This window comes from Rhodococcus sp. EPR-134, assembly GCF_001647205.1.
Lineage (GTDB): Bacteria > Actinomycetota > Actinomycetes > Mycobacteriales > Mycobacteriaceae > Rhodococcus_F > Rhodococcus_F qingshengii.
In genome coordinates, this window is the sequence record NZ_LVCT01000271.1 from 1 (window position 1) to 17,078 (window position 17,078).

Below are 17,078 nucleotides of genomic sequence, written 5' to 3' on the forward strand. Positions count from 1 at the left end.
CGCAACCGCAAAACCTCGTGCCTCGCGCACCACGCGAACCGTATCGACTCCTCGAAATGTCACGACTTCGGCCAGGGCTGGTGGGCGCCCCGCGTCGGGCAAAGGCTCCAAGCCGGCGCCCAAGAAGGCGTCCGGTACGTCGTCGGCCGCGCGCCGCCCGGTATCGAAAACCTCTCAGCGGGCCAGCCCGTTGGCCGCTGTGGGCAAGGGAATCGGAGCCGGGTGGTCCCTGGCTGCCCGCGGCGTCGGCGCCACCACACGCACCGTCAGTAAGGTCGGCGAGATCGAAGCCGGCCACCGCCGCGACGGAATAGCGCTCGGCCTGATCGCATTCAGCGTCGTCATCGCCGGTGGCGTCTGGTTCAAGGCCGGTGGTCCGATCGGCGGCGGCATCGACACCCTCGTGCGGGCGATCTTCGGCGCGGCCTCGGCCGTGCTCCCCATCGTCGGCGTCGGTCTCGCGATCCTGTTGATGCGCACCGAACCGAAACCTGAGATCCGGCCCCGACTGATCATGGGATCCTTGCTGGTCGGTCTGCCGGCGCTCGGCCTCTGGCACATCATCTCGGGTTCACCGACAGACGCCACCGGTCGCTCCAACGGCGCAGGGTTTGTCGGATACGTCGTGGGCGGCCCGCTCACCAACGGGCTCACCGTCTGGCTGTCTGCGCCGCTGCTGGTCATCGCCGCCGGATTCGGAATCCTCCTTCTGACCGGAACGACTCTGCGTGAGGTGCCGAGCAAGTTCCAGTCCTTCTTCGGCGCCTCGTATCGCTCGGACGAATATGGCGACTACGGATCCGAATTCGACGAGGACGGTGAGCACCACTACGGCGAATCTGCTTACGATCCTTCACTGTTCGACGCCGACGGCTACCCGGTCGACACCTACGCCGAGCCGCCGCTCAAGCCCGCCAAGCGGACCAGCCGACGCGCACCGATCGACAACTACCCGACGGACGAGTTCGAATCCGGAGACAAGAAGACCGAAGTCCTCGGTCTGTGGAACGCCGACGACACCGCAGTACCCGACGAGCCCGTCGCGGCTGCGGCAGCGCCCGTCGTGGAGACGCCGGCACCGCGCCCCAAGGTGCCTGCGCGTTCGGTCCCCATCGCCAAGCCCGTGCCGAAACCCGAACCGGAGCCGGAGGAGAAGGAACACTTCGTCACCGATCGGGTCACCGACGGCGACTACAACCTCCCGCCGACGACGTTGCTGATCGAGGGAGACCCGCCCAAGCTTCGCAGTTCTGCGAACGACGCGATGATCGAGGCGATCAGCGAAGTCCTCGAACAGTTCAAGATCGATGCCGCTGTTACCGGTTTCACCCGCGGACCGACGGTGACGCGCTACGAGGTCGAACTCGGCCCAGGCGTGAAGGTCGAGAAGATCACCGCGCTCGCCCGCAACATCGCGTACGCCGTGGCAACCGACAACGTCCGCCTCCTGGCCCCCATTCCGGGTAAGTCCGCGGTGGGTATCGAGGTACCGAACTCCGACCGCGAAATGGTCCGCCTCGCCGACGTTTTGAACGCGCCGAGCACCCGACGCGATCACCATCCGCTGGTGATCGGTCTGGGTAAGGACATCGAAGGTGACTTCGTCAGTGCGAACCTCGCGAAGATGCCCCACCTTCTGGTGGCAGGCTCGACCGGCTCGGGTAAGTCGAGCTTCGTGAACTCGATGCTCGTCTCGTTGCTCACCCGAGCAACGCCGGAAGAAGTACGGATGATCCTCATCGACCCCAAGATGGTCGAGCTCACGCCGTACGAAGGTATCCCGCACCTGATCACGCCTATCATCACTCAGCCGAAGAAGGCAGCGGCAGCGCTGGCCTGGTTGGTCGAGGAGATGGAACAGCGCTACCAGGACATGCAGGCCAACCGGGTGCGTCATATCGACGACTTCAACTCCAAGGTCAAGTCCGGCGAAATCACCGCCCCGCTGGGCAGCGAGCGCGTCTACCGTCCGTACCCCTACATCCTGGCGATCGTGGACGAGCTGGCAGACCTCATGATGACCGCGCCGCGCGACGTCGAAGAAGCAATCGTCCGCATCACGCAGAAAGCCCGTGCTGCCGGTATCCACCTGGTGCTGGCAACGCAGCGCCCGTCCGTCGACGTCGTCACCGGCCTGATCAAGACCAACGTGCCTTCGCGTCTGGCGTTCGCGACGTCTTCACTGACGGACTCGCGAGTCATCCTCGATCAGCCCGGCGCCGAGAAGCTCATCGGTATGGGTGACGGCCTCTTCCTGCCCATGGGCGCGGGTAAGCCGACCCGTATGCAGGGCGCGTTCATCACCGACGAGGAAATCTCGGCGGTCGTCGACTTCGCGAAGAACCAGGCCGAGCCCGAGTACACCGAAGGTGTCACCGCGCAGAAGGCAGGGGAGAAGAAAGACGTCGATCCTGACATCGGGGACGACATGGATGTCCTCCTGCAGGCCGTGGAATTGGTCATCACGAGTCAATTCGGTTCGACGTCGATGTTGCAGCGCAAGCTACGAGTCGGGTTCGCCAAGGCCGGCAGACTGATGGACCTCATGGAAAACCGCGGCGTCGTCGGACCCAGCGAGGGCTCGAAGGCACGCGAGGTGCTCATGAAGCCCGAGGAGCTCGACGGTCTGCTGTGGTCGATACGCGGCGGCGACCCGGATGAGGCACCTGCAGACGAGTAGGGACACCTCGGCGGAGAAGCCGTCGACAGACGACCGGAGGAACCCGTGCATGTGACGCCGTTGGCTTGGGGAATCACGATCGTGGTGATCCTCGGCCTGTTCGTCTTCGACTTCTTCGCCCACGTCCGCACTCCGCATGCGCCGACCTTCCGGGAGTCCGCATTCTGGTCGACGGTCTACATTTCGATCGCCATCGTCTTCGGCCTCGTCGTGATGTGGATCTGGGGCACCACGTACGGCGGTGAGTACTTCGCCGGCTACGTCACGGAGAAGGCGCTCTCGGTCGACAATCTGTTCGTCTTCGTGATCATCATGTCGACGTTCGCCGTCCCGCGAGAGTTCCAGCAGAAAGTCCTGCTGATCGGCATCGTCCTCGCATTGGTGATGCGCGGAATCTTCATCGGAGTCGGTGCGGCCGCCATCAATGCGTACAGCTGGGTGTTCTACCTCTTCGGTGCGTTCCTGATCTACACCGCGTACACCCTGATCCGCGATCACGGGCATGAGAAGGAAGCCGAGGAGAAGCGCGACAGTCGCATCATCTCACTCGTGAAGCGGGTGCTGCCGACAACCGAGGAATACGACGGGGACAAACTGATCACCCGGATCGACGGCAAGCGCGTCGTGACACCGTTGTTGTTGGCGCTCATCGCAATCGGGTTTGCCGACGTGCTCTTCGCGCTCGATTCGATTCCGGCGATCTACGGTCTGACCCAGGAACCGTATCTGGTGTTCACCGCCAACGCCTTCGCGCTGATGGGTCTACGGCAGCTGTACTTCCTGATCGGTGGGTTGCTCGAACGGCTGGTCTATCTCTCGTACGGGCTCTCGATAATCCTGGCGTTCATCGGTGTGAAATTGGTACTTCACGCGTTGCACGAGAACACCCTCTCGTTCGTCAACGGAGGTGAACACGTCTCCGTCCCGGAAATCTCCACGGCACTCTCACTCGGAGTGATCATCGGAGTATTGGCGGTGACGACGGTCGCGAGCCTGTTGAAGACTCGCGACCGGGCGGGGGAGTAAGCCGGGGCCGGGGCTCTCAGGCGCTGAACTGACCCAACACCGGAACCCACTCGGTGATCCGGACCTTCTTGATCAAATCGGCGATCGCGAACGGATCGTGGGTGAAGAGGAGGGAAACGGTGTCGGCGTCTGCGGCGTCGACGATGATCAGCGCGCCGTTTCCATCTGCAAACGGGCCGGATGACAAGACGATCGAGCGGGAAACCAGATCCGCGAGCCACGCGCGGTGATCGCTACGGACTTCGTCGCGCTGAGCGTTCTTCTCGGGCGCGTAGGTGTATTCGACGAGGAACAACGACATCGTGAACCGCTTTCGGGGCTGGTGATCGAGAGGGTGGTGTGTGAAGAGTCTGAACGGTTCAGAGAGTCAGGAGCATGCGAGTATTGCCGAGTGTGTTGGGTTTCACATAGCTCAGATCGAGGAACTCGGCGACGCCGGCGTCGTAGGACCGACACATTTCCGCATAGACCTCGGCGGTGACGGGGGTGCCGTCGATCTCCGCGAATCCGTGACGGTGGAAGAACTCGGTCTCGAACGTCAAAACGAACAACCGTTCCAACTCCAATTCCTTGGCGACCTCGATGAGTTTGTCGACGACGTGGAAACCTGCGCCCTGGCCTTTGGCAGTCGGATCGACTGCGACGGTGCGGATCTCACCCAGGTCCGCCCACAGCACATGCAGTGCGCCGCAAGCGATTACCTGGCCGCCTCGCTCGGCGACCCAGAACTCCTGGACTGCCTCGTACAGCGTCACGAGATTCTTCTCGAGGAGGATCTTGCCGGCGTAGATGTCGATCAGACGCTTGATTTCGGGGATGTCCGACGTTCGCGCGCGACGCACGATCAACTGGCTCTCGGTATAGGTCGGCGCGGTCGAAGTCATGTGGTGCACATTAGTCAATGGCACTACCGATATTCTAAGTCGCGTGCCTGTCCGCCCCACGCAATTCCCGCGCCGCTCGGCTTTGTCCCGGGTTCGGCTCACCACCTGTGCGGTGATCCGATGAGTACCCCGCGCGATCAGACCGACGCCCATCGCGCCGCCGTCGGCCCGTCCGACGGCACACCTGTCGCGGACAACCCGGTTCCGTTGCTGAACATCGCGAACATTCTCACGATGGTCCGAATGGTTCTCGTTCCGGTTTTTCTCGTTGTTCTGTTCGTCGACGGCGGACACTCGACGTGGTGGCGTCTCGGGGCAATGGGCGTGTTCATCGTCGCCGCGATCACGGATCGGATCGACGGCCAATTGGCTCGGAAGTACGGTCTGGTCACCGATTTCGGGAAACTCATGGACCCGATCGCGGACAAGGCACTGATCGGAGCCGCGCTGATCGGTCTTTCGGTTCTCGGTGACCTGTCGTGGTGGGTGACCGGAATAATCATCGCCCGAGAACTCGGAATCACGCTGTTGCGGTTCGCGGTACTGCGGCACGCGGTCATCCCGGCGGGCAAGGGCGGCAAGCTCAAGACCCTCGTGCAGGCCGTCGCGATCGGGTTCTACCTGTGCCCGCTGCCGAGCAGTTGGGACATCGTCAGCGGATTGCTGATGGCTGCTGCCGTCGTGCTGACGGTGGCGACGGGAATCGAATACATCGTGCAGGCGATCAGGCTTCGCGCCGGAGTTCGCGCAGTCGAGTCATGACGGACCCGCTGCTCGCACTCGGAGTGGTCGAACTCGTCGACGCCCTTGGCGCCGCGAGGCATACTGTCGCCGCCGCCGAATCTCTGACGGCTGGCTTGTTCACGGCTGCGGTCGCGTCCGTGCCGGGGTCGAGCGCGGTGCTGCGTGGGGGCCTGGTCGTGTACGCGACCGACTTGAAAGCGACGCTGGCGGGCGTGGATCCCGAGCGTCTGGCAACGGACGGCCCCGTGTCCGAGAGCACCGCCGTGGCTTTGGCGCTCGGTGCCCGGACGAGGTGCGGCGCCGACTGGGGTATCGGACTGACCGGAGTCGCCGGTCCGAGTGAGCAGGACGGACACCCGGTCGGAACGGTGTTTCTCGGTATCGCCGGTCCGGACGGAACCGAATGCGTACCGCTCGCGCTCGGCGGCGAACGGTGGGAGATTCGGACAACCGCAGTCGCAACTGCCGTGTCGCGGTTACGTGATCGTGTCGCAGAGCGTGCGGCACGATAGGCTCGGGAACCAATCGGATGTGTTCGGACGTTGACGATTGTGAAGACGTACGACCATGCACGATGAGGTCACGGATGAAGGAGGAGCGAGATGGCGCTGCTATTGCGTGAGGCAATCGGTGACAGTCTCCGGCGTACGCGCGTTTCGCAGAGCCGCACGCTACGTGAGGTGTCGAACAGCGCGCGTGTGAGCTTGGGCTATCTGTCCGAAGTGGAACGTGGACGTAAGGAAGCATCGAGCGAACTGTTGGCGGCGATCTGTGATGCGCTCGCAGTCCCACTGTCCGACGTGCTGGTCGACGTGAGCGAGACCCTGGCCACGAAGAAGAGCGCTCCGGTAGCTGGTCGACAGGTCGCCGAACCCGCCGTGTCGGCTTCCGGTTCGGTCTCGGCTTCCGGTTCGCCGACAATCGCACGCGATACCCGCGTCGTGATTCCGGCACCGAACGCTCGAAGGTTGGCGGCGGCGTAGCCACTACCGGCCGTAACCGATAGATTTTGTACGTAACCGCCGGTTTCCAGCAGGTGGGGTCAGAGCAGATAGGGCGCAGCCCTTGTTTCGGTGCGCGACGGTCGCGCTCCGGGTCGCGTTCGGCGCGGCGCATCAGATGGAGGCAGGATCAAACCAATGGCTAATCCTTTCGTCAAGGGCTGGAAGTACCTGATGGCGCTCTTCAATTCGAAGATCGATGAGAAGGCAGATCCAAAGGTTCAGATTCAGCAGGCGATCGAGGACGCACAGCGCCAGCATCAGGCGTTGTCCCAGCAGGCTGCGTCGGTGATCGGTAATCAGCGTCAACTCGAGATGAAGCTCAGCCGTCAACTCGACGAGGTCGAAAAGCTCAACGCCAACGCGCGCCAGGCCGTCAACCTCGCCGATCAGGCCGCTGCTGCCGGCGACAACGACAAGGCGATCCAGTACACCAACGCTGCCGAAGCTTTTGCGGCCCAGTTGGTGACGGCCGAGCAGGGCGTCGAAGATCTGAAGGCACTGCACGACCAGTCCTTGCAGGCCGCCGCTCAGGCCAAGAAGGCTGTCGAGCAGAACGCGATGACTCTGCAGGCAAAGGTTGCCGAGCGCACCAAGCTGCTCAGCCAGCTGGAGCAGGCCAAGATGCAGGAGCGCGTGAGCGAGTCCCTTCGGTCCATGGACAGCACGCTGTCGGCTCCCGGCAACACACCCAGCCTCGATGCTGTGCGCGACAAGATCGAGCGGCGTTACGCCGACGCACTCGGCTCTGCCGAGCTCGCCCAGAACTCCGTTCAGGGCCGCATGATGGAGGTCCAGCAGGCCTCGGTCCAGATGGCGGGGCACAGTCGCCTCGAGCAGATTCGCGCTTCCATGAAGGGCGAGGCACTGCCTTCCGGCGGCGCAGCAGCCACCCCTGCGACTCCGTCCGTCGAGAAGCAGCCCCCGGCTGCCGGTCAGACCGGGCAGTAGCCGAATCCTCGATGTCGGCAGTGATGCTCTGATGTTTTCTTCACGAGACGGTCGACCTGGGCGCGAGCCCCGGTCGGCCGTTCCCGTTTCCGTATCCGGCGCCTTCGGAGCGTTGGGACGCACCGCGGACACATTGCGCGAGGTCGGACTGTCTGCGGCGGATGCCGCTCGGCGGTGGCAGGACCCGCGCGCCAAATTCGAGCGCAAACGTGCCCGTGCACGTCGACGCGCTCAGCGTTGGGGTTTCATGTCCGGCGGATCAGTGGTCGGCACGGCCGGCCTTGCTGTTGCGTCGGCCCCCGAGTGGTCGGGGGTCGTGGCAGGCGGGGGAGCGGCACTGTTCGCGGTTCCCGCCGTCATCGCGGTCGGCCGCTACCGTTCGATGAGTTCCGGCCCACCGCCGTCGGCGCCGATTCGCCGGCGCTTGCCACCGTCGTCGTCTCGCGCGTTCATCCCGATGTCTCGCCTCATCGGCGCCGAGACTTCGTTGTTCGAGATCTTGAGTGTGCTCAGGCGCGCCGACACCATCGACCCCGGTGAGTTGGACGAAATCACTGTTACCGCCGATTCGGCATTGAGAGCGATGTTCGCGGTGTCTTCGGATGTCGTCGCAATGGAACGCGCCGTGGCCGCTACACCCAAGGTGACCGAACCTCTTGATCCCACCATCGACGGCGCAGTTCTTGAGTTGCAGTCGGGGTTGGATCAGTACGAGGATCTGGTGACCTCCGCAGCTGCATTGACAGCGCCTCACAGCCCTTCGGCTCTGGTGGGATTCAACCGAGAACTCTCGGCGCTGCACGCGGCCGCCGAGCGACTTTCGGCGCTTGCCGACGCCATCGGCGAGGTGGACGACATCACCCGCAAGTACAACTGACAGTTCCTGGTCTGATTGGCGCTCAGTCGTCGGCGCCGCGGGCTGCCAATGCTTCACCCATCGCATCTGCGGTCATCAGGGTGCCTACGATGACCGGCACTGCGAAGGAACGCAGCGAGAAGCCGAGCCCTCGTGCCTTGCGTGCCTCTGACACCTGTGTGATGACCTCGAACATCAGCGGGATGCACCGGATCGTCATTGCGAGGAGCAAAGCGATCCGTTCGGGATTGACGCCGAAGCGTCGCAAGGGTGTCAGGAACCGGGTGATCGCGTCGAGCATCTCGGAGATCCGCGTGGTCAGACCCATGATCGCCGCGAAGGCGATCGAAATGATCAGAACCCCGCACACGACGGCCGCTCGCTGCCATCCCGCGACTACCAGCTGGAACGCCCCGATGAAGAGCAACATCCACAGCGCCGGACGCAGCTGCCGGATCGCAGTCATCGGAGGAATGCGCGCAACCGCGTACAGGGCCACAACGACGATCGTGGGAGCTGCCAGTTGCCACGGCTCACGAACGAAGATCGAGACGGCGAGGATGGCCACGACCAAGGCGAAGAGCTTGATTCCCGTCGGCATCCGGTGCAGGAGTGAGCGGCCCGGACGGTAGACGCCGAGAGTGGTCACGAGACCAACGACCGGTAGTGATCGATGGAGTCGGCGGGGGAACCGTCAGCGACGACGCGGCCTTGGTCGACGACCAACACCCGTTCGAAGGACTCGAGGAGATCGAGTTGGTGGGTCACGACGATCAGTTGCTGATCGAGTGACTCGAATACCGAGCTGATCAGCCGAGAGTTGCGAAGGTCGAGGAGCGTGGTGGGTTCGTCGGCGACGAGTACGTTCGGTTCCGTCACCATGATGGCCGCGAGCGCGAGGAGCTGTTTCTGCCCGCCCGAAAGCTGGTGGGTGGGATGGTCGGCGTGCCCGGCGAGGCCGTAGCGTTCGAGCACCGAGGCCACCTTTGCGGCGCGCTCGGCTTTGCCCAATCCGCTACGGCGGAGCGAGAATTCGATGTCCTCGGCAACCGTCGGCATCACGATCTGGTGGTTGGGATCGGTGAAGACGAATCCGACCTGCTTGCGTACGTCGCGGCCCTTCTTCGCCGTGTCCAAGCCGTTGACGTGGACGTGTCCTTCCGTCGGAACGACCAGTCCGTTGATCATGCGAGCGAGCGTCGACTTGCCGCTTCCGTTCGCACCCACGATTCCGATTCGCTGCTCGCTCAGTCGCAGATCTATCTGCTGCAGGACCGTTCGTTCACCGAAGCTGTGTCCGACGTTCTCGAAGACGATCTCACTCATCGGAGATTAATTCGCCACCACGGTCTTGTTCGACGAGATCACCGAGTCGCGCAGTAGTGCCGGGTATGCCCGGTGAACCTGGGACGCGACCAACGCGGTGACGACTGCTTTTGCGGCGTCGAGCGGGATGAAGGCGGCGTTGGCCGACCATGCGGCAACGAAGCTCATGTGTCCGCGGACCATCATTCCTACGATGCCGAACGCGTAGAGAACGACGACGCCGCCGAGGAGGTTGATGCCGATGCCCGCGATGATCCGGTACTTGGGCAGCATCTTGGCGGTCAGCCATCCGATGACAAACGCCGTCGGGATCCAACCGATGAGGAATCCGGCTGTCGGGCTCGAGAGAGACACGAGTGCGGTGCGACCGCCGGCAAGGACCGGTAGACCGACCAATCCCAGAGCAATGACCGTCAGGACGGCGAGAACACCCTTGCGCGGTCCGAGTAGAGCGCCGGCCATCATGACGCCCATGGACTGAAGGGTGATCGGCACGCCGGAAATGCCGATGTTGATCGACCCGGGTAGGCCCAGCGCGATGATGAGTGCGGCGAAGACGGCTACATGCGCGAGATCGCGAGCGGGGAAACGGGTCGTAGACACTGCGGACGTGCTCCTTCGGCATACGGGATCGAACTTCGCGAGTTTACGCCAGGAGCAAGCTCCCATGGGTTGGACACCTGACCTGCGTGAGGGCCGGTCTCGGGGTGAACCCTGATCTTTACCTGAACTTGCCGCTGAGCTGCTGCTTTGTCACGCCAGACCTGTCAGGCTGGTTCTACGGACGACGCAGCACCTGTTCGATTCGACTGATTATTCAACGGCACGTTGGAGGTAAGCATGTTTTGGAAGATCGTTTTGGCCGTCGTATTGGTGTGGGTCGCACTCGCGGTGGTCGGTGCGCTGATCAAGGGGCTTTTCTGGGTTCTGGTGGTCGGCGCTGTCGGCTTCGGAATCTACTTCCTGGTGAAGGCGATGTCGGGAAGTGACGACAATTCGCCCGCTTCGCGGTTCTGAAGGGCAAGATCTGCCCTATGGAAAACTTCCCCGAGGACTGGCAGCGCGCGATTGTCATCGTGGCGCATCCCGATGACATCGAATACGGCGCAGCCGCAGCAGTGGCGCAGTGGACCGATCGCGGCAAAGACGTGCGATATGTCCTGGCCACGCGCGGCGAGGCCGGAATCGCCGGTCTGTCGCCCGAAGAGTCCGGCCCGATCCGCGAGGAAGAAGCGCGTCGCTCGGCCGCGATCGTCGGTGTCGGTGAGGTGGAGTTCCTCGGCCTGCCCGACGGTCGTCTCGTGGAAGGCTTGGAGTTGCGCTCGACTCTCGCCGCAGCAATTCGCCGCCACCGTCCGGAATTGGTGGTGACGATGAACTTCTCCCACACCTGGGGCCCCGGCTATCTGAACAGCGCAGATCACCGTGCACTCGGGATCAGCGTTCTCGACGCAACTGCCGACGCAGCAAACGAATGGATCTTTCCCTCGTTGACGGCGCAGGGACTGGCGCCGTGGCCCGGTGTTCGGTGGGTTGCGGTCAATACGATGACTCCCACACACTGCGTCGACGTGACGTCGACGGTCGATCGCGCCGTGGATTCGCTCGCGGAACATGCGCGATATCTGGCGGCGCTGAGTTCCACGCCGATCCGGGAACAGGCGCGCGCACAGATCGACATGGTCAGCGGACCGAAGCCTGGTTTCGACGCCGAGCGAGCAGTTGGTTTCGAGTTGTACTATTTCTGATGATCTCTGAGCGAGAGAAATCGCAAGTCCCGACGGGATTGCCGGTGACTTGTCCGGTATTGTGTTACACACGATGGTAATCCGTAACGCAGATGACTCATTTGCCCCTCGCAAGGCAGATGGTCAGCGCATCCCCAGCCGCGAGATCGACGACGTGATTCTCGACGCAGCAAGGTCGTGTGTCCTCGATTTCGGAATGCAGCGAACCACACTTGCCGAGATCTCGCGTCGCGCCGGCGTGAGCCGACCGACGGTCTACCGGCGATGGCCGGACACGCGAGCTGTCGTCGCGGACCTGCTCACCCGGGAGATCCGATCGGTGCTGCCCGAGGTGACCTTCAACGGGTCTGCCGGCACGTTGCTCGTGGAGGCGATCGGTGACGTCGTCGGCCAGATTCGCGACCATCCGCTCTTCGTGAAAATTCGGCAAGCTGATCAAGAATTGCTGACGACCTACATCGTGGACCGGCTCGGCGCGAGCCAGAAGTCGATTCTCGAGCTGATCACATCCGTTGTCGCGGCCGGCCAACAAGACGGTTCGATTCGCGAGGGAAGCGTCAACGAGATCGCGGCGATGGTTCTACTGATGGCTCAGTCCGTCGTCATTTCTGCGCCGACTCTCGAGCCGGAGCTTTCCTCCGATGCGTCGGTCGAGCAACTTCGATATGCGGTCGCTGCTTATCTGGCACCCGTCAAGAATTCGGGAGAATAGCTGTGAGTCCCCTAGATTCAGCAGGCAGCGATTCAGCGCTCAACGCACAACGGCGTACTCGTGAACTCGAGCAGTTGGCGAACGGCGATTCGGTCGACGTCCTGGTGATCGGCGGCGGAATCACCGGTGTCGGTGTCGCTCTCGACGCCGTGACTCGTGGGCTCAGTGTTGCGCTGGTCGAAAAGCACGACCTCGCGTTCGGCACCAGCCGCTGGAGTTCGAAACTCGCACACGGCGGCCTTCGGTACCTGGCTTCCGGCAATGTCGGTATAGCGCGTGAAAGTGCGGTCGAGCGCGGCATTCTCATGACGCGCACCGCGCCGCACCTCGTTCGCGCCATGCCCCAACTCGTACCGCTGTTGCCCGAAACGTCGTTCTTCGGGAAGGCCCTGGTGCGTACCGGTTTCCTGGCTGGTGACGCTCTGCGCATGTCGGCGCGAACCCCGGCTTCGGTGCTGCCCAGATCACGGACGGTCAGCGCTGCTCGAGCGCGCGAATTGGCTCCCGCGGTCAAGCGGGAAAACCTACGAGGCGCCTTGACCGCGTTCGACGGGCAGCTCATCGACGACGCCCGCCTCGTCGTCGGTATCGCCAGAACCGCAGCGTCGCACGGCGCGCGAATCCTGACCCGCGTCGGTGCATACGACGTATCCGGAACGTCGGCCACCTTGCGCGACGAGTTGACCGGATCCGAGTTCTTGATGCGTGCCCGCGTCGTGGTCAATGCGACCGGTGTCTGGGCTGATCAGGTCGACTCCAGCATCACCCTGCGCCCCAGCCGCGGGACGCACCTGGTGCTCGATGCAGCGCGATTGGGGAACCCCACGGCAGCACTGACCGTGCCGATTCCCGGCGAGACCAACCGTTTCGTCTTCGCCCTGCCCGCCCAGCTCGGCCGGATCTACCTCGGGTTGACCGACGAAGCAGCGCCGGGACCGGTGCCTGACGTACCGACGGCGTCCGAGGACGAGATCGGCTTCCTGCTCGACACCGTGAACACGGCGTTGGAAGTTCCGCTGACCCGTGGGGACGTCTTGGGGACCTTCGCGGGTCTGCGTCCGCTGCTGGACACCGGTGAAGGCTCGACGGCCGACCTCTCGCGCAATCACGCTGTAGTCCGTTCGGACTCGGGCTTGGTCACGGTGGTAGGCGGAAAACTCACGACGTACCGCAAGATGGCCGAAGACGCCGTCGACGCTGCGGTCGAGGTCGGGTCGCTGAGCGCCGGGGCGTGTCGGACACGTGCGTTGCCGCTGGTAGGCGCTGCATCACCGGCGGAATTGAAGAAGATCAAGGCACCCGCGTCATTGGTGGCGCGATACGGCACCGAGGCCGAGGTCGTTGCCGCGGCGAGCGGCGATCGTCTCCGGTCGGTTGCGGACTTGGAGATCTGCGGTGCCGAGTTCGATTTCGCGGTGTCGCATGAAGGCGCCCTCGACGTCGACGACGTCCTCGATCGCAGGACGAGAATCGGATTGGTGGCTTCGGATCGCGAACGCGCACTGGGTGCGGCGGAACAGGCCTTTCACTCGGTGTGACACTCTGATCCGGTGCGTGTAGCCGTTGTTGCCGGGCCGGACCCGGGTCATGCTTTTCCCGCAATAGCGTTGTCGCTGGCGTTGATCCAGGCCGGCGACGAACCGATCCTGTACACGGGGACCCGGTGGGTCGAGGCAGCGCGAGCAGCCGGCGTGGAAGCCGAGCCGCTCAAGGGCTTGGCCCCGCGGCCGGGAGACGACGATCTTGATGCAGGCGCTCGGATTCATTCGCGCGCCGCCTATATTTCCACCGAACTGCTTCCCGACCTGAAGTCCGTCTCCCCGGATCTCGTCGTTTCCGACATCCTCACTGCCGGAGGCGGATTGGCCGCCGAAAGACTTGGCATCCCCTGGGTGGAACTCTCGCCTCACCCGCTGTACTCACCTTCACGGGGGTTGCCGCCGATCGGCAGTGGGCTCGCTCCCGGCGTCGGAATTCGTGGTCGACTCCGCGATACCCTGATGCGCGCAGCGACGGGACGTTCGATCAAGCAAGGGTTGGCCCAGCGATCCCAGGCCCGTGTCGGTGTCGGACTGCCCGCTCTGGATCCCGGTCCGCAAGCGCGGCTGATCGCAACACTTCCGGCACTCGAAGTGCCTCGCCCCGACTGGCCGGAGCGCGCTCACGTCGTCGGACCGCTTCTGTGGGAGCCGACCGAGGTGATTCTGGATCCACCGCCAGGTGACGAACCGCTGGTTATGGTGGCGCCCTCCACGGCGCACACCGGCGCAGTGGGAATGTTCGAGGGCACGGTCGAAGGACTCGGCGGAGCCGGTGTGCGGCTGATCGCGTCGATGCTCGACGGGGCTGAAGGTGAGCATCCTGATTGGGTTCGTGCAGGTCTCGGACGCCAGGACACGATGCTGCGTGACGCGTCGGTGTTGGTATGTGGCGGCGGGCACGGCATGTTGGCGAAGGCCCTGCTGGCCGGCGTGCCGACGGTCGTCGTTCCCGGGGGCGGGGACCAGTGGGAGTTGGCCAATCGCGCTGCGCGGGCAGGGACGTCGGTGATCGTGCGGCCCGCAGATGCTCAGTCGATTCGCGATGCCGTACTGCAGGTGCTCTCCGACAAACGATTCGCGGAAGCTGCGAGAGCGGCTGCCGCGACTGCGTCGCAGGTCACCGATCCGGTGGCGGTGTGCCGACAGGTGGTCAACGGTGGTGTGACGGCGTGAGCACGTTGCGCCTGAATGCAGGTGCACCGCTCTGTGGACTACGGTGGCGGCTGTGCGGTTGACCGAATTTCATGAAATGGTGCGCGAAGAGTTCGGGCAGGTACGAGGCGACTCGATGCTGATCGACCATGTACTCCAGAGTCTCGACGGAATGACTGCCGCGGAGGCCGTCGAAGCAGGCTGGGAGCCTCGCGAGGTGTGGCGTGCGCTCTGTGTGGAGTTCGACGTACCACCCGCCCGCCGCTGATTCTTCGGCGTGTCGAACGTCTCCCATCTTCTGTTCGAACACGTGTTCGTCTATGCTGAAGCTGTTCGGTGGTGACGCTCCTTTGGTAACTGCGAACTTTCGATGTTCTACAAACGCGGTGACCTACAAACGCGGTGATCGACAAGCGCTAAAGCAAGATCGAAAAGTCTGTCGGTGGCCGGATCTACTCTGATCGCAACACACCAACAGGGTCGGCTCAGGCAGGCGCTGAAGAGACGGAGTCTGCTCAGGCAGGCACTGAAGACTGAAACAAGGATGGGGATCACGATGGCACCACAGGCACCTGATCGGGACAAGGCACTCGACCTCGCGTTGGCGCAGATCGACAAGAACTTCGGCAAGGGTTCGGTGATGCGCCTGGGTGAGGGTGTCCGCCAGCCCATCGCCGTCATTCCCACCGGTTCCATCGCGCTCGACGTCGCGCTGGGTATCGGCGGACTGCCGCGTGGCCGCGTCATCGAGATCTCCGGCCCGGAGTCCTCGGGTAAGACCACCGTGGCACTGCACGCAGTTGCCAATGCTCAGGCCAACGGCGGCATCGCGGCGTTCATCGACGCGGAGCACGCACTCGATCCCGACTATGCAGCCAAGCTGGGCGTCGATACCGATGCACTCCTGGTCTCACAGCCGGACACGGGTGAGCAGGCCCTCGAAATCACCGACATGCTGATCCGTTCAGGCGCCCTCGACATCGTCGTGATCGACTCCGTGGCCGCTCTTGTTCCTCGCGCCGAGATCGAAGGCGAGATGGGTGACAGCCACGTCGGTTTGCAGGCTCGACTGATGAGTCAGGCGCTGCGCAAGATCACCGGTGCCATGAACAACTCGGGCACCACCGTCATCTTCATCAACCAGCTTCGCGAGAAGATCGGCGTGATGTTCGGTTCTCCCGAAACCACCACCGGTGGTAAGGCACTGAAGTTCTACGCTTCGGTCCGCCTCGACATCCGTCGTATCGAAACTCTCAAGGACGGTACCGACGCAGTGGGTAACCGCACTCGCGTCAAGGTCGTCAAGAACAAGGTCGCGCCGCCGTTCAAGCAGGCCGAGTTCGATATTCTCTACGGCCAGGGCATCAGCAAGGAAGGCTCGCTCATCGATATGGGTGTCGAGCACGGGTTCATCCGCAAGTCCGGCTCCTGGTACACCTACGAAGGTGACCAGTTGGGTCAGGGCAAGGAAAATGCTCGTAAGTTCTTGCTGGAGAACACCGATATCCGCGACGAGATCGAGAAGAAGATCAAGGAAAAGCTCGGTATCGGTGCTGACGTCACTGCAACCGACGAAGCTCCCGCCGACTTCTGAGTTCAGTCATGAGCTTCGACGACGGTGACAACGGCGAGAATGCTCGTGAAGAGTACGGCGCTCCTCGGCGTCGATCCCGTCAACGATCCGAGAAGCCGTCGCAACGCGCAGAAGGTGGGACGGAGGCGCAGGCCAAAGATGCTTGCCTACGCCTCCTGACCGACCGGGCGCGCAGTCGTTCCGAGCTGGAAACAAAGCTGAGCGGGCGCGGCTTCGAGCCCGAGATCATTGCCAAGGTCCTCGATCGACTCCAAGAAATCGGGTTGATCGACGACGCGGACTTCGCGAACCAGTGGGTTCATTCGCGGCATACGTACTCGGGCAAGGGAAAGCGTGCGCTTGCAGTCGAGTTGCGGCTCAAAGGAATCGACCAGGACACCGCTTCCGAAGCGTTGTCACAGATCGATCCGGAAGATGAACGCGAGCGAGCAGCGGAGCTGGTTCGGCGGAAGCTGAAGAACAAGCCCGTCGATGATCGCGACAAGGCCACGCGTCGACTGGTCTCGATGCTGGCACGCAAGGGATATTCAGCGGGGATGTCCTACGAGGTGGTCAAAGCCGAGATGGCGGCGGTCACCGACTCGTAGCGAAGTGCAGCATTCAGAACAACAGGGCGGGGGTACCACCGAAATTCGGTGGTACCCCCGCCCTGTTGTGTATTCACGCTAACGCGGCTGGATTCGACTCACGGCTCCATCTGATTCACGGCTTGGTCAGGTCCATACCCGGAACCGAAACAGCTGGGTCGGCGGACGGAGCCGCGATGGGGCCCTTGCCCTTTCGCTTCCCGGACCGCAGGCGCTTCTCCACCTTGGTTGCCAGGAAGGTCAGAGCCGAGTTGAGAGCGATCATGATCGCGGCGA

Annotated in this window: 20 protein-coding genes and 1 pseudogene; 15 read left to right on the top strand and 6 right to left on the bottom strand. The window is 63.2% G+C overall.

All coding sequences use genetic code 11. The features are described from left to right. Positions 1-2,680 (top strand): DNA translocase FtsK (locus A2J01_RS12150; protein WP_231915771.1); only part of this gene is annotated, 2,680 nt, incomplete at its 5' end. Positions 2,681-2,725: 45 nt separating this feature from the next. After that, the gene (locus tag A2J01_RS12155) at positions 2,726-3,706 is read left to right on the top strand and encodes a TerC family protein (RefSeq protein ID WP_019748181.1); all 981 of its coding nucleotides are present in this window, start codon (positions 2,726-2,728) and stop codon (positions 3,704-3,706) included. Positions 3,707-3,722: 16 nt separating this feature from the next. Here A2J01_RS12155 and A2J01_RS12160 read toward each other — a convergent pair whose 3' ends face one another. After that, positions 3,723-4,007 (bottom strand): YciI family protein, encoded by a 285-nt coding sequence (locus tag A2J01_RS12160; RefSeq protein WP_064112792.1) that lies wholly within the window; start codon positions 4,005-4,007, stop codon positions 3,723-3,725. 58 nt (positions 4,008-4,065) lie between these two features. Then, positions 4,066-4,590 (bottom strand): amino-acid N-acetyltransferase, encoded by a 525-nt coding sequence (locus A2J01_RS12165; RefSeq protein WP_007735157.1) that lies wholly within the window; start codon positions 4,588-4,590, stop codon positions 4,066-4,068. Positions 4,591-4,710: 120 nt separating this feature from the next. On the opposite strand from A2J01_RS12165, the gene pgsA reads away from it, so the two are divergent. The 5 genes from pgsA (at position 4,711) to pspM (ending at position 8,163) form a co-directional block, all read left to right on the top strand. Continuing rightward, entirely contained in the window at positions 4,711-5,352 is a 642-nt protein-coding gene (gene pgsA, locus A2J01_RS12170; protein ID WP_020969465.1) for a CDP-diacylglycerol--glycerol-3-phosphate 3-phosphatidyltransferase, read from the top strand. Beyond that, positions 5,349-5,846, top strand: coding sequence for a CinA family protein (locus A2J01_RS12175; protein WP_030535560.1), 498 nt, complete (start codon positions 5,349-5,351; stop codon positions 5,844-5,846). Before pgsA ends, A2J01_RS12175 begins: the two co-directional genes overlap by 4 nt. A 90-nt stretch (positions 5,847-5,936) precedes the next feature. Beyond that, a complete protein-coding gene (locus A2J01_RS12180; RefSeq protein ID WP_003942191.1) occupies positions 5,937-6,317 on the top strand; it encodes a helix-turn-helix domain-containing protein in 381 nt (126 codons plus the stop codon). 156 nt (positions 6,318-6,473) lie between these two features. After that, positions 6,474-7,286: a phage shock protein PspA gene (gene pspA / locus A2J01_RS12185; RefSeq protein WP_003942098.1), complete on the top strand. Its 813-nt coding sequence runs from the start codon at positions 6,474-6,476 to the stop codon at positions 7,284-7,286. A gap of 31 nt (positions 7,287-7,317) precedes the next feature. Further along, positions 7,318-8,163 carry a phage shock envelope stress response protein PspM gene (pspM, locus tag A2J01_RS12190; protein ID WP_231915772.1) on the top strand — a complete coding sequence of 282 codons (846 nt, stop codon included), beginning with the start codon at positions 7,318-7,320 and terminating at the stop codon, positions 8,161-8,163. Between the two features lie 22 nt (positions 8,164-8,185). On the opposite strand, the gene A2J01_RS12195 is transcribed toward pspM, so the two are convergent. From A2J01_RS12195 to A2J01_RS12205, 3 genes are read right to left on the bottom strand one after another with little or no spacing between them, the layout of a single operon-like run. Beyond that, complete coding sequence (locus A2J01_RS12195) at positions 8,186-8,791, bottom strand: energy-coupling factor transporter transmembrane component T family protein (protein ID WP_007735160.1); 606 nt, start codon at positions 8,789-8,791, stop codon at positions 8,186-8,188. Further along, on the bottom strand, positions 8,788-9,468 hold the full coding sequence (locus tag A2J01_RS12200) for an energy-coupling factor ABC transporter ATP-binding protein (RefSeq protein WP_007735161.1): 681 nt from the start codon (positions 9,466-9,468) through the stop codon (positions 8,788-8,790). Before A2J01_RS12200 ends, A2J01_RS12195 begins: the two co-directional genes overlap by 4 nt. A gap of 6 nt (positions 9,469-9,474) precedes the next feature. Beyond that, a complete protein-coding gene (locus tag A2J01_RS12205) occupies positions 9,475-10,071 on the bottom strand; it encodes a biotin transporter BioY (protein ID WP_007735162.1) in 597 nt (198 codons plus the stop codon). 225 nt (positions 10,072-10,296) lie between these two features. On the opposite strand from A2J01_RS12205, the gene A2J01_RS36365 reads away from it, so the two are divergent. The 8 genes from A2J01_RS36365 to recX all read left to right on the top strand — a co-directional run bounded on the left by A2J01_RS36365 (position 10,297) and on the right by recX (position 16,802). After that, positions 10,297-10,485 (top strand): hypothetical protein, encoded by a 189-nt coding sequence (locus A2J01_RS36365; protein WP_020907519.1) that lies wholly within the window; start codon positions 10,297-10,299, stop codon positions 10,483-10,485. 17 nt (positions 10,486-10,502) lie between these two features. Continuing rightward, entirely contained in the window at positions 10,503-11,216 is a 714-nt protein-coding gene (locus A2J01_RS12210) for a PIG-L deacetylase family protein (protein WP_064112793.1), read from the top strand. Positions 11,217-11,289: 73 nt separating this feature from the next. Beyond that, positions 11,290-11,928, top strand: coding sequence for a TetR/AcrR family transcriptional regulator (locus tag A2J01_RS12215; RefSeq protein ID WP_050655792.1), 639 nt, complete (start codon positions 11,290-11,292; stop codon positions 11,926-11,928). 2 nt (positions 11,929-11,930) lie between these two features. Next, positions 11,931-13,466: a glycerol-3-phosphate dehydrogenase/oxidase gene (locus tag A2J01_RS12220; RefSeq protein ID WP_058226267.1), complete on the top strand. Its 1,536-nt coding sequence runs from the start codon at positions 11,931-11,933 to the stop codon at positions 13,464-13,466. Positions 13,467-13,478: 12 nt separating this feature from the next. After that, positions 13,479-14,642: a glycosyltransferase gene (locus A2J01_RS12225; protein ID WP_064112794.1), complete on the top strand. Its 1,164-nt coding sequence runs from the start codon at positions 13,479-13,481 to the stop codon at positions 14,640-14,642. A gap of 52 nt (positions 14,643-14,694) precedes the next feature. Further along, complete coding sequence (locus A2J01_RS12230; RefSeq protein ID WP_003942185.1) at positions 14,695-14,889, top strand: DUF3046 domain-containing protein; 195 nt, start codon at positions 14,695-14,697, stop codon at positions 14,887-14,889. Positions 14,890-15,177: 288 nt separating this feature from the next. Further along, a complete protein-coding gene (recA, locus tag A2J01_RS12235; RefSeq protein ID WP_064112796.1) occupies positions 15,178-16,215 on the top strand; it encodes a recombinase RecA in 1,038 nt (345 codons plus the stop codon). Positions 16,216-16,223: 8 nt separating this feature from the next. Beyond that, positions 16,224-16,802 (top strand): recombination regulator RecX, encoded by a 579-nt coding sequence (recX, locus tag A2J01_RS12240; protein ID WP_050655795.1) that lies wholly within the window; start codon positions 16,224-16,226, stop codon positions 16,800-16,802. 115 nt (positions 16,803-16,917) lie between these two features. Here the strand turns inward: recX and A2J01_RS37330 are convergent. Further along, positions 16,918-17,078: pseudogene (locus A2J01_RS37330) on the bottom strand (amino acid ABC transporter permease); the annotation flags it as partial.